This window comes from Phenylobacterium sp. (genome assembly GCF_028290885.1).
Taxonomy (GTDB): Bacteria; Pseudomonadota; Alphaproteobacteria; order Caulobacterales; family Caulobacteraceae; genus Phenylobacterium.
In genome coordinates this window covers 1-10,808 of sequence record NZ_JAQGIZ010000018.1, presented here as the reverse complement: position 1 = coordinate 10,808, position 10,808 = coordinate 1, and the positions used below count along the sequence as shown (strand labels likewise).

Annotated in this window: 12 protein-coding genes; 4 read left to right on the top strand and 8 right to left on the bottom strand. The window is 70.3% G+C overall.

Features of this window, described 5'->3' with window-relative positions:
- The 5 genes from JWP28_RS01640 to JWP28_RS01620 form a co-directional block, all read right to left on the bottom strand.
- A partial coding sequence (locus JWP28_RS01640; RefSeq protein ID WP_299539260.1) for a 1-deoxy-D-xylulose-5-phosphate synthase N-terminal domain-containing protein occupies positions 1-826 on the bottom strand: 826 nt, incomplete at its 3' end.
- A gap of 27 nt (positions 827-853) precedes the next feature.
- On the bottom strand, positions 854-1,738 hold the full coding sequence (locus tag JWP28_RS01635) for a polyprenyl synthetase family protein (protein ID WP_299539257.1): 885 nt from the start codon (positions 1,736-1,738) through the stop codon (positions 854-856).
- On the bottom strand, positions 1,738-1,980 hold the full coding sequence (locus tag JWP28_RS01630; RefSeq protein ID WP_299539254.1) for an exodeoxyribonuclease VII small subunit: 243 nt from the start codon (positions 1,978-1,980) through the stop codon (positions 1,738-1,740). The genes JWP28_RS01635 and JWP28_RS01630 overlap by 1 nt, the downstream gene beginning before the upstream one ends.
- 9 nt (positions 1,981-1,989) lie before the next feature.
- Positions 1,990-2,649: a histidine phosphatase family protein gene (locus JWP28_RS01625; RefSeq protein WP_299539252.1), complete on the bottom strand. Its 660-nt coding sequence runs from the start codon at positions 2,647-2,649 to the stop codon at positions 1,990-1,992.
- A gap of 19 nt (positions 2,650-2,668) precedes the next feature.
- The gene (locus JWP28_RS01620; RefSeq protein WP_299539250.1) at positions 2,669-3,592 is read right to left on the bottom strand and encodes a histone deacetylase family protein; all 924 of its coding nucleotides are present in this window, start codon (positions 3,590-3,592) and stop codon (positions 2,669-2,671) included.
- Positions 3,593-3,625: 33 nt separating this feature from the next.
- On the opposite strand from JWP28_RS01620, the gene JWP28_RS01615 reads away from it, so the two are divergent.
- Together JWP28_RS01615 and JWP28_RS01610 are read left to right on the top strand one after the other, a co-directional pair.
- A complete protein-coding gene (locus JWP28_RS01615; RefSeq protein ID WP_299539248.1) occupies positions 3,626-4,198 on the top strand; it encodes a GNAT family N-acetyltransferase in 573 nt (190 codons plus the stop codon).
- Positions 4,199-4,316: 118 nt separating this feature from the next.
- Entirely contained in the window at positions 4,317-4,823 is a 507-nt protein-coding gene (locus JWP28_RS01610; protein WP_299539245.1) for a recombinase family protein, read from the top strand.
- Between the two features lie 53 nt (positions 4,824-4,876).
- Here JWP28_RS01610 and JWP28_RS01605 read toward each other — a convergent pair whose 3' ends face one another.
- The 3 genes from JWP28_RS01605 to JWP28_RS01595 are packed head-to-tail and all read right to left on the bottom strand — an operon-like array spanning position 4,877 to position 9,006.
- The gene (locus JWP28_RS01605) at positions 4,877-6,433 is read right to left on the bottom strand and encodes a DHA2 family efflux MFS transporter permease subunit (protein WP_299539243.1); all 1,557 of its coding nucleotides are present in this window, start codon (positions 6,431-6,433) and stop codon (positions 4,877-4,879) included.
- Between the two features lie 11 nt (positions 6,434-6,444).
- Positions 6,445-7,551, bottom strand: a complete 1,107-nt coding sequence (locus tag JWP28_RS01600) for an HlyD family efflux transporter periplasmic adaptor subunit (RefSeq protein ID WP_299539240.1) — start codon at positions 7,549-7,551, stop codon at positions 6,445-6,447.
- Positions 7,552-7,602: 51 nt separating this feature from the next.
- Positions 7,603-9,006 (bottom strand): efflux transporter outer membrane subunit, encoded by a 1,404-nt coding sequence (locus tag JWP28_RS01595; RefSeq protein ID WP_299539237.1) that lies wholly within the window; start codon positions 9,004-9,006, stop codon positions 7,603-7,605.
- A gap of 159 nt (positions 9,007-9,165) precedes the next feature.
- On the opposite strand from JWP28_RS01595, the gene JWP28_RS01590 reads away from it, so the two are divergent.
- Together JWP28_RS01590 and JWP28_RS01585 are read left to right on the top strand one after the other, a co-directional pair.
- The gene (locus tag JWP28_RS01590) at positions 9,166-9,789 is read left to right on the top strand and encodes a TetR/AcrR family transcriptional regulator (protein ID WP_299539235.1); all 624 of its coding nucleotides are present in this window, start codon (positions 9,166-9,168) and stop codon (positions 9,787-9,789) included.
- 111 nt (positions 9,790-9,900) lie between these two features.
- Positions 9,901-10,808, top strand: a 908-nt coding sequence (locus JWP28_RS01585) for an aldo/keto reductase (protein WP_299539233.1), incomplete at its 3' end; no start/stop codon positions are given.

The following is a 10,808-nucleotide window of genomic DNA, read 5'->3' as shown; positions in this document are numbered from 1 at the left end:
CCAGCACCGGCCGGTCGGAGATCTCGCGCACGTTCTTCAGGATCGGGACGAGGTGGTCGAGGTTGTGGCCGTCGATCGGGCCCACGTAGTAGAAGCCGAGCTCCTCGAAGAAGGTGCCGCCCGTCACCATACCGCGGGCGTATTCCTCGGCCTTGCGGGCGGCCTCCTGCAGCGACTTGGGGAACGCCTTGGACATCGACTTGCCGACCCGCCGGAGCGAGCGGTAGCCGCCGCCGGAGACCAGGCGGGCCATATAGGCGCTCATCCCACCCACCGGCGGGGCGATCGACATGTCGTTGTCGTTGAGGATCACGGTCAGCTGGCGGGTGGTCTCGCAGGCGTTGTTCATCGCCTCGTAGGCCATGCCGGCGCTCATCGAGCCGTCGCCGATCACCGCCACGACGCGATTGTCCTTGCCCTTCTGGTCGCGCGCCGCGGCGAAGCCGAGGGCCGCCGAGATCGAGGTCGCCGCGTGCGCCGCGCCGAACGGATCGTACGGGCTCTCCGCCCGCTTGGTGAAGCCCGACAGCCCGCCGCCCTGGCGCAGGGTGCGGATGCGGTCGCGGCGGCCGGTGAGGATCTTGTGCGGATAGGCCTGGTGGCCGACGTCCCAGATCAGGATGTCCTTCGGCGTATCGTAGACGTGGTGCAGGGCGACGGTCAGTTCGACCACGCCGAGGCCCGCGCCCAGGTGTCCGCCGGTCTGCGACACCGCGTCGATGGTTTCGGCGCGAAGCTCGTCGGCGAGCGTCTTCAGCTGCGCGATCGAAAGGCCGCGCGTGTCGGCGGGCGAGGCGATTGTGTCGAGGAGCGGGGTTGCGAGCATGGACTGAAACGAACCGAACCGGACCAGTTAGTTTTGGCGCTCTAGCACGAAATCCACGCTCGCCCGCAGGAATTCGGCCGCCACGCCGAAGGGTTCCAGATGCGCCTTGGTCTGGCCGGACAGCAGGCTCAGCCGCTCGCGCGCAGCCTCGACCCCCAGCAGGGTGACGAAGTTCGCCTTGCCCTTGGCGGCGTCCTTGCCGACCGCCTTGCCAAGGCTCTCGGGGTCGCCCTCCGCGTCCAGCAGGTCGTCGACGATCTGGTAGGCGAGTCCCAGGTCGTGGGCGAAGGCCAGCATGGCGTGCCGCTCGGAGTCCTTGGCCCGGGCCAGCACCAGCGGCAGCTCGAAGGCGCAGGCGATCAGCGCGCCGGTCTTCAGCCGCTGCATGCGCGCGACCCCGCCCAGGTCGTCTCGCACGCCCAGGATGTCGATCATCTGGCCGCCGGCCATGCCCTTGGCGCCTGCCGCCTGGGCGAGCTTCATGACCAGCTCGGCCCGCAGCCCCCCGTCCGAATGGGTGTCCGGGTGCGCCAGGATCTCGAAGGCGGCGGTCTGCAGGGCGTCGCCGGCCAGGACCGCCGTCGCCTCGTCATAGGCCTTATGTACGGTAGGCCGGCCGCGGCGCATGTCGTCGTCGTCCATGCAGGGCAGGTCATCATGGATCAGGCTGTAGGCCTGGACGCACTCCAGCGCGCAGGCGGCCCGCAGCACCGAGCGCTCCGGCACATCGAACATCTTGCCGGTCTCCAGCGCGAAGAAGGTCCGCAGGCGCTTGCCGGGTCCGAGCGCCGCATAGCGCATGGCCTCGGTCAGCCGCCCCTCCGGCCCCTCGGCGCGCGGCAGCAACTCGTCCAGTGCGACGGTGACCAGGTCGGCGGCTTCCGCCACCCGCTGCGGCAATCCCCGAGGCATCAGCTGAACTCGGCGGGTTCGACTCCCGGCGCGCCGGCCGCGCCTACAACGATCTTCTCCACGCGCAGCCGCGCCGCCTCGAGCCGGGTTTCGCAGTGGGCCTTCAGCGCCGCGCCGCGCTCGTACATGCGGATGGAGTCCTCCAGCGGCGCCTGGCCGGACTCCAGCCGCGCGACGATCTGCTCCAGCTCGGCAAGCGCCTGTTCGAAGGTGAGGGTCGCGATCTCGGCCGGTTCGGACATGACCTCTTCCTAGCTCCGCTCGAAGCGGCGCGTCGACCAGTACTTGTAACCTTCGCGCAACGTCATGCGCCAGCCGCGGCGGCGAAGCGCGCGGCCGATCAGCACGTTGAAGAAGCCGTGCGCCAGGACGACGACGTTCTGGCCGGCGTTGGCCAGGGCCTCGAGCTTTTGCGCCGCCTGGTCGGCCCGGACTTCCGCCTGCCGCCGCGTCTCGCCGCCTTCGTGGTGGTTGAAGAACCACCACCAGAACCGCGCGAAGAAGCCCCAGAGCCTCGGCGACAGCCGCACCCAGGAGGGCCAGTTCGGCGGCGGCAGCGGCGCCTCGACCAGCATGGCCTCCTCGGTGAAGGCGCGGCCGGCGCCGAGCGCCCGCGCGCTCTCGATGGCGCGAAGCCGGGTCGAGGCGATCAGCACGTCGCATTCGTCGACGAAGGCGCTCAGCGCCGGCGGCGGCGTCTGGCCGGGCAGCAGGCCCATGATCTCGTAGCGGGCCCAGAACTCGCGGTATTCCTGGGCCGACAGCCGCACCTTGCGCGACAGCGCCGGTTCGCCGTGGCGGGCCAGGGTGATTGCCCCTGGACGCGGCGTCGTGGGGCTTTGCGGAACGGGCGCAGTGGAGCCGTCGGCGGTCAATGCGCTGGCCAGTCCATCCGAACGGCTGGCGTGCAACCCCTCACCCCTATCGCCCCTATCCCTCGGAGAGGGCCCGCACGTGCGCTAGCGCCGAGGAGCCCAGAGCCCCAAGGTCGTAACCGCCCTCGAGCGAGGACACAACCCGGCCCTTGGCGTGGCGATTGGCCACTGAGGCGATGGCCCGCGTCGCCCAGGCGAAGTCCTCGGCTTCCAGCGACTGGCCGCCCGCGCCCAGCGGATCGCGGACATGGGCGTCGAAGCCGGCCGAGACGATGATCAGGTCCGGCGCGAAGGCGTCGACCTTCGGCATCAGGCTTTCGAAGGCCTTGCGCCAGACCTCCCGCGAGGCGCCCTCCGGAGAGACCGCGTTGGCGATGTTGTCCGAGGTGGTCTCCGAGGGATGGCCGGTGCCCGGCCACATGGGCCACTGCTGGATGGAGGCCAGGAACAGCCCGTCCTCCCCGTCGAAGGCGGCCTGGGTGCCGTTGCCGTGGTGGATGTCGAAGTCGACCACCGCCACCTTCGAAAGCCCCGCCTGCTGGGCCGCGCGCGCGGCGATGGCCACGTTGGAGAAGATGCAGAAGCCCATGGGCCGGCCGGGCTCGGCGTGGTGGCCTGGCGGTCGCACCGCGCAGAAGGCCCGGTCCGCCTGGCCGGCGGCGACATCGCGCACGGCGGCGGCCACCGCGCCGGCGGCCCGGCGCGCCGCGTTCAGGCTGCCCGCGGACATGAAGGTGTCGGGGTCGAGCTTCAGCTTCCCCGACCCCGGCTTGGCGGCGAAGATCGCGTCCACGTAGGCTTGGCCATGCACCCGGGCGAGGTCGGCCTCCTCGGCCAGCGGCGCATCGCGAACCACGAACTTCAGATCGCTCTCGCTCAGCGCATCGGTCACGGCCCGCAACCGCTCCGGCCGCTCCGGGTGGCGGTCGCCTGGACGGTGGTCGAGCATGTCCGCATGGGTGTAGAGCGCAACAGTCATGGTTCATCCTAACGTAGATTCTGCGCCCGCCCGATGCTTCAACCCCTGATCCGCCGCGCCGGGTCCGCCGATGCCGCCGCGCTCGCCGCCATCGGCGCCCGCACCTTCGGCGACACCTTCGGCCACCTCTACCCGGCCGCCGACCTCGAGCGGTTCCTGGCCGAGGCCTACTGCCTGGAAAGCACCCTGGCCGACCTCGCCGATCCCGCCAAGGCCGCCTGGCTGGTGGAGGCCGGCGACGAGGTCGTGGGCTTCGCGCTCGCCGGCCCTTGCACCCTGCCCCACGCCGAGGTCACCCCCGATTGCGGCGAGCTGAAGCGTCTCTACCTCCTCAAGCCCTGGCAGAACGGCGGGCTGGGCGCCCGGCTCTTTGCCGAGACCATCGCATGGCTGCAGGCGCACGGTCCGCGCACGGTCTGGATCGGCGTCTGGTCGGAGAACCACGGCGCCCAGCGCTTCTACGCCCGCCACGGGTTCGAAAAGGTCGGCGAATACGGCTTCCAGGTCGGCGACACAGTCGACCACGAATACATCTTCAGGCGGAATGCGGTGAGTTTTTCCATTTCCGTCGCGAAATCGGTGTCGAGCGAACACAATCCCGCCTAGGTTACCGCCGCCGCCGGTCAAATATTGCTTCGATTTAACCTTTGAGCGGCTTGGCGCGAAGCTCCGCATTTGGGACCCTGTCGCTTCGGTCTTTCCAGGGCTCGGAGCGGCGGGCGGCATGCTCAGGATCGGGTACGTCAGGCTTCGTGAGCCAGGTCCTGCGGCGGGCCAAGCGGCGGCCGCGCTGAAGGCCGTGGGCTGCCATGTCGTGCGCGCCGAAGATCCCGGCGCCCTGAGCCGCGAAGACTTCACGGTCCTGCACTCGATCCTCGACTTCATCGCCGACGGCGACCAGCTGGTGGTCGGCCGCCTCGAGCAGCTGGGGGCCAGCGGCCGCGGCATGCTGCGGGTTCTGGAGCGCCTGGAGGCGCGCGGCGCCAGCCTCTATGTCGTCGACCCGGAGCTGTGCAGCGTTGGGCCCGGCGGCCCTGCCCTGCGCGCGGTGCTCGAAGCCGTGGCCGCCGTCGAGCCGGCGGGGCCCGGCAACCATCGCCGCCCGGCCGCTAGCCACGAGATCCGCGCCCTGCAGCGCGCCGGGGTCGGCCCGGTGGAGATCGCGCGGCGCCTCGGCGTCTCGCGCATGACCGTGTGGCGCAAGCTCAAGGCCATGGAGGCCTGCGGCTAGAGCGCCTCCCGGTTGACTTGGAGCAGGTCAGCCGATCAGGGAAGGCAAGGACTCTAATCCGCCGCCGCGTGCGTTGCGCCAGAGCTCAAGGCCTTTTTCGCCAGCCAAACGAACGGGATCAGGATCACGATCAGCCAGGTGAAGACACGGAACAGGTCGACAGTCGCCAGGAGGTAGGCCTGGTTGGTGACCTGGTTGACCACCGCACCCAGCGCCTGCTGCGCGCTGAGGCCGGCGCCCTGGAGCTTTTGGAGGGCGGAGATGAACGTCGGATCCTGCGCCCCCATCACCTCGGAGAGCCTGGTCTGGTGCAGGGTCGCCGAGCGGTCCCACGCGGTGGTGACGATCGAGACCGCAAAGCTGCCTGCGGTGATCCGGGCGAAATTGTAGAGCCCCGAGGCCTGCGGCACCTGCGATCCGGGAACTCCGTTCAGCGCCATGGTGACCATGGAGATGAAGAAGGTGCTCATAGCGACTCCCTGCACCAACATCGGGATGACCAGGGCGAAGAAGTCCACATCGGTGGTGAACCTCGAGCGCAAGTAGAAGGAGACGGCGAAGGCGACGAGCGACAGGCTGGCCGTCCAGCGGGCGTCGATCCTGTTCATGATCCGGGCGGCGAACGGCGTCAGGAGCACGGCCACCACGCCGGAGGGCGCGGCCACCAGGCCCGCCCAGGTTGCGATGTAGCCCATGCGGGTCTGCAGCCAGAGCGGCTGCAGCAGGTTGGAGCCGAAGAACACGGCGTAGCCTGCGCAGGTCACCACGGTCGCCAACACGAAATTGGACGAGCGCAGCAAGGACAGGTCCACGATCGGATGCTGCTCGTTCAGTTCCCAGATCAACCAGGCGATGAAGCCGATGACGGCGATGATCGCTTCGACGACGATCGCCGAGGAGTTGAACCAGTCGGCGTCCTTGCCCGTGTCGAGCATCACCTGCAGCGCGCCCACCCAGACCAGCAGCAGCATGAAGCCAGTCTTGTCGATGGGGGCCTTGCGCGTCGCGGTCTCACGGCTGCGCATGTTGCGCCAGCAGATGACGGTGCAGACCACCCCGATCGGAACGTTGATCAGGAAAATCCACGGCCAGGCGATGTTGTCGGAGATGTAGCCGCCGAGGATCGGCCCGCAGATCGGCGCCACCAGCGTGGTCATCGACCAGATCGCCAGCGCCAGGCCCCGCTGGGTGGGCGGGAAGATCATGATCAGCAGGGCCTGCGAGCCCGGGATCATCGGCCCCGAAACCGCGCCCTGCAGGATGCGGAAGACGATCAGCGACGGCAGGCTCCAGGAGATGCCGCAAAGGAACGACGCGATGGTGAACAGCGCCACCGAGCCCACGAAGGTCTTCACCACCCCGTAGCGCATCATCAGCCAGCCGGTCAGCGGCACCGAAACGCCGTTGGCCACGGCGAAGGAGGTGATCACCCAGGTCCCCTGGTCGGCGCTGACGCCCAGGTTGCCGGCGATGGTGGGGATCGAGACGTTGGCGATGGTGGAGTCCAGCACCTGCATGAAGGTGCCAAGCGCCAGCGCGATCGAGGTGATGGCCAACAGCGGGCCCGTCATCGGGGCGGGCGCGGCGGGTGAAGAGGCTTGGTCGGACATGGCGGCCGGCCCTAGCGCGCGCCGGAGATATCGACGGCGACCTTCATCGAGAGGCCGACGCGCAAGGGGTGGGCGGCCAGCTCCCGGCGGTCGAGGTCGATGCGCACCGGCAGGCGCTGCACGACCTTGATCCAGTTGCCGGAGGCGTTCTGCGGGGGGATGAGAGAGAAGGCCGAGCCGGTGCCGCCGGATAGGCCACGCACCCGGCCGTGGAACTTCACGCCCGAGCCGTAGAGGTCGGAGGTCAGCGTCGCCGGCTGACCGGCGCGGACCTTCTTGAGCTGTACTTCCTTGAAGTTGGCGTCGACGTAGACCTCGGACGCGGGGACCAGGGCCATCAGCGGCGCACCCACGGCGACCTGCTGGCCGACCTCCACCTGCTTCTTGGAGACGATCCCGTCGATGGGCGCCTTGATCACAGTGCGGTCGAGCGCCAGCTGCGCCGCGTCCAGCCGCGCCTTGGCGGCGGTCACTTCGGGGTTCTGCTCCAGACTGACGCCGGAGATCAGCACGCGGTTGGCCTCGCGGTTGCCTTCGGCCGCCCGGCGCGAGGCCTGGGCCTGGGCGAGCGCGGCCTGGGCCTCGGCGAACTTGTTCCTGGCGTTGGTCAGCTCGTCGCCGGAGACGGCGCCGGAGGCCGACAGCGCCTGGCGCCGCGTCAGGTCGGTGCGTGCGCGCTCGAGGTCGGACTGGGCGCGGGCGATGTCGGCGTCGCGGGCGCCAAGCTGGCCCGCGAAGGCGGTGTCGTTCGCCGCATAGCCGCGCACCTTTCGCTCGGCCTGGCCAAGGGCGGCCCTGGCCTGATCGACCATGATCCTGGTGTCGGCGTCGTCGAGGATAACCAGGGGCGTTCCGGCCGTCACCGTCTGGGTCTCGCGGACCAGCACCTTGGCGACCGGGCCCGCGACCAGCGGCGTCACCTGCGCCACGTCGGCGCCGACGTAGGCGTTGTCGGTCGTCACGGTCTTGCCGGAGGAGATCAACCGCCAGCCTCCGTAGAGCACGGCGGCGAGCACCACCGCGACGGCGAGCCAGGTCAGGAGCCTCCGGCGGCGCGCCCGGCCGGCGGAAGCGGACGCGGCGCCCTGGGCGGTATTGGCGGAAGCGGTGTCGGACATCGGGGATGGTCCTTGGAGAGCGCGGGTGTCGATGAGGTCGGTTGGCGGCGGTCAGGCGGAATGGAAGCCGCCGCCCAGGGCGCGGACGAGCTGCACGTCGAGGGCCAGCGCTCGCGCGTCCAGGTCGGCGACCACCCGGCGGCGGCGCAGCACGCCCTGCTCGGCGAGCAGCACGCTGGGATAGGTGGCGAGCCCGCCCTGGTAGCGGAGCCTGGCGATCCGGTAGGCGTCCTCGCTGGCGGCGAGCGCGGCGCGGGAGTCGGCGACCTGCGAGGCGAGCGCGCGGCTGGAGGCGACCACGTCGGCCACCTGGCGGAAGGCCTCGGTGACGGCGGCGTCATAGCTCGCCACCGCCGCGTCGCGGTCGGCCTCGGCCCCGCGGTAGCCGGCCCGCAGCCGACCGCCGTTGAAGATCGGCAGGCTGATCGCGGGCCCCACCGAGCCGACGTCGGAGCCCGACGCGGTGAGCTTGCTGAGGAACAGCGACTGCACGCCGATGAAGGCCGCGAGGTTCACATCCGGGAAGAAGGCCGCGCGGGCCTCGTGGATCCGTTCGGCGGCGGCCTCGGCGCGCCAGCGGGCCGCGGTCACGTCGGGGCGCCGGCCGACCAGGCTGGCGGCGAGCTCGGCGGGTACGCCCAGCGGCTTGAGCGCCGCCGCGCTGGGCCGCGCGATGGACAGACCGCGGTCCGGCCCGGCGCCGGCGAGCGCGGCCAGGCGGTTGCGGGTGAGCGCGATCTGCTCGTCGATGGCGGAGAGGTCGGCCTTGGCCTGCAGCGGCTCGGCTTCCGCCTGACGCTGCTCGGCGAGCGTGTCGAGGCCGTTGGCCACGCGGTCACGCACGAGCTGGCTGGTCTCGCCTTGCACGGCCATGGCGCGCTCGGCCACGTCGCGCTCGGCATAGAGGCGGGCGAGGTCGGCGTAGGCGGCGGCCAGGTTGGTGGACAGCATCAGCCGCGCCTCGGCGGCGTCGGCCCCGGCCGCGCGGGCGTCGGAGACCGCAGCCGCCACCGCCGCGCGGTTCTTGCCCCAGAAGTCGAGCTCCCAGCTGAAGTCCAGGGTGACCTGGCCGTAGTCGTTGTAGCCGTGCGGCACGAAGGCCGGCGGAATGCCGTAATTGTAGCTCTGCTTCAGCTCCTGGACGCTGGCGTTGGCGCTCAACGTGGGCAGTTCGCGCGACCGGGCCGTGGCGGCGAGGGATTGGGCCTTGCGCACCCGCGCCTGGGCCGCGGCGAGGTCCGGCGAACCCGCCAGGGCCTCCTGCATCAGGCCGTTGAGCTGGGCGTCGCCGTAGGCCGTCCACCAGGCGTCGGCCGGCCAGTCCCGGGTCGGCCCCGCCAGCGCCTGGGCGGCCGCATAGGCCTGCGGCGCCTTGGCCACCCGCGCCGGCGTCGGCGTCGGCAGGCTCGCACAGGCGCTGAGCGCCGTGGCCGCCAGCAGGCTCACGAGACTCATCCCTCGACGGACGACTGGGAACTGGGCGAAAAGAGCTGAGGAGGATCTCATGGGCCCACCCTTGTCATACCGTACGGTACGGTCATATTTTGTGGAGGGCGATATAGAGAGCGCCACCGTGGCGCGTCAAGGTGACCACCCCGTACGGTTGGAAAAAAGATGCAGTTAGCCAAAACCCGACTGGACCGCGACGCGCGCCGGGAACTGATCCTGGACGTGGCCCAGGAAGTCTTCCTCGAGGAAGGCTTCGCGAACGCCTCCATGTCGACCATCGCCGCACGTCTCGGAGGTTCGAAGGGTACGCTCTACAACTACTTCAAGAGCAAAGACGACCTGTTCATCGCCTATGTCGAGCGCCGTTGCCTGTGGCAGCAGGACGAGGTCTTCGCACTGAAACCCGGCGAGGCGCCGGCGGAAGCGCTGCAGCGTATCGCGCGATCCTTTCTGGCGCACGTGATCAATGAGACGACGGTCCGCAACTTCCGCCTGATCGTCTCCGAGGCCGAACGCACGCCGGAGATCAGCCGGACCTTCTACGAGGCCGGCCCCCTCCGCGGGACTGACCGCCTTGCGGAATTCCTGGCCTCGCTGGACGCGGCCGGGGTGCTCGATCTCGGGGGCGATACCGTGGGCGCGGCGCAGCATTTCCTGGGCCTGGTCCAGTCCCCAACCTTCAAGGGCCGGCTCTGCAACGCGATCCCGGAACTCACCGACCGGCAGATCGACGAGGAGGCCGCCCGCGGAGTGCGGGCCTTCCTACGCGCCTACGGGCCCCGGACCTAGCTCCGGAACGGCGGCCTCAGAAGGGACGCCGCCGTGTGCAGCTTACGCCTCAGGGGCAGCGGCCCCACCTATCAGGCCAACCGGTGAGCGGCGGTGGACAGGAGATCCTCGATGAAGATGCGCAAGCTTGGCAAGACGGGCCCCGAAGTCTCCGCCATCGGCCTGGGCGCCATGGGCATGTCGGGAATGTACGGCCCGTCCGACCGCGCCGAGAGCCTGGCGACGATCCACGCCGCCCTCGACGCCGGGATCAACCTGATCGACACCGGCGACTTCTACGGCATGGGCCACAACGAGCTGCTGATCGGCGAGGCGCTGAAGGGCCGGCCCCGCGACGAGGTCGTGGTCAGCGTCAAGTTCGGCGCCCAGCGCGGGCCCGACGGCGCCTGGATCGGCTATGACGCCCGGCCGACCGCGGTGAAGACCGCCGCCGCCTACAGCCTGCAGCGCCTGGGCCTCGACCACATCGACATCTACCGCCCGGCCAGGCTCGATCCCAACGTGCCGATCGAGGACACCGTCGGCGCTGTCGCCGACCTGGTGAAGGCCGGCTACGTGCGCCACATCGGGCTCTCGGAGGTCGGCGCCGAGACCATCCGCCGCGCCGCCGCCGTCCACCCGATCGTCGACCTGCAGATCGAATACTCGCTGATCTCGCGCGGGCTGGAGGACGAGATCCTCGGCGTGCTCCGCGAACTCGAGATCGGCGTCACGGCCTACGGCGTGCTGTCCCGCGGCCTGATCGGCGGGCACATGCAGGCGGCGATCCGCGGTCAGGGCGTTCCCGGCCAGGGCGACTTCCGCAGCCACAGCCCGCGCTTCCAGGGCGAGAACCTGACCCGCAACCTGACGCTCACCGAGGCGCTGCGGGCCGCCGGCGAGGCGCTCGGCTTGACGCCTGCCCAGGCCGCCATCGCCTGGGTGCTGGCCAAGGGCGAGGACATCGTCCCGCTGGTCGGCGCGCGCCGCCGCGACCGCCTGGCCGAAGCGCTGGGCGCCCTCGACGCGGCCATGACGCC

What these genes read in the sequence shown, in the direction of transcription:
- JWP28_RS01595 (WP_299539237.1), bottom strand. Translation starts at nt 9,006, where the DNA reads ATGAGTCTCGTGAGCCTGCTGGCGGCCACGGCGCTCAGCGCCTGTGCG.
- JWP28_RS01630 (WP_299539254.1), bottom strand. Translation starts at nt 1,980, where the DNA reads ATGTCCGAACCGGCCGAGATCGCGACCCTCACCTTCGAACAGGCGCTT.
- JWP28_RS01615 (WP_299539248.1), top strand. Translation starts at nt 3,626, where the DNA reads ATGCTTCAACCCCTGATCCGCCGCGCCGGGTCCGCCGATGCCGCCGCG.
- JWP28_RS01610 (WP_299539245.1), top strand. Translation starts at nt 4,317, where the DNA reads ATGCTCAGGATCGGGTACGTCAGGCTTCGTGAGCCAGGTCCTGCGGCG.
- JWP28_RS01590 (WP_299539235.1), top strand. Translation starts at nt 9,166, where the DNA reads ATGCAGTTAGCCAAAACCCGACTGGACCGCGACGCGCGCCGGGAACTG.
- JWP28_RS01600 (WP_299539240.1), bottom strand. Translation starts at nt 7,551, where the DNA reads ATGTCCGACACCGCTTCCGCCAATACCGCCCAGGGCGCCGCGTCCGCT.
- JWP28_RS01635 (WP_299539257.1), bottom strand. Translation starts at nt 1,738, where the DNA reads ATGCCTCGGGGATTGCCGCAGCGGGTGGCGGAAGCCGCCGACCTGGTC.
- JWP28_RS01605 (WP_299539243.1), bottom strand. Translation starts at nt 6,433, where the DNA reads ATGTCCGACCAAGCCTCTTCACCCGCCGCGCCCGCCCCGATGACGGGC.
- JWP28_RS01620 (WP_299539250.1), bottom strand. Translation starts at nt 3,592, where the DNA reads ATGACTGTTGCGCTCTACACCCATGCGGACATGCTCGACCACCGTCCA.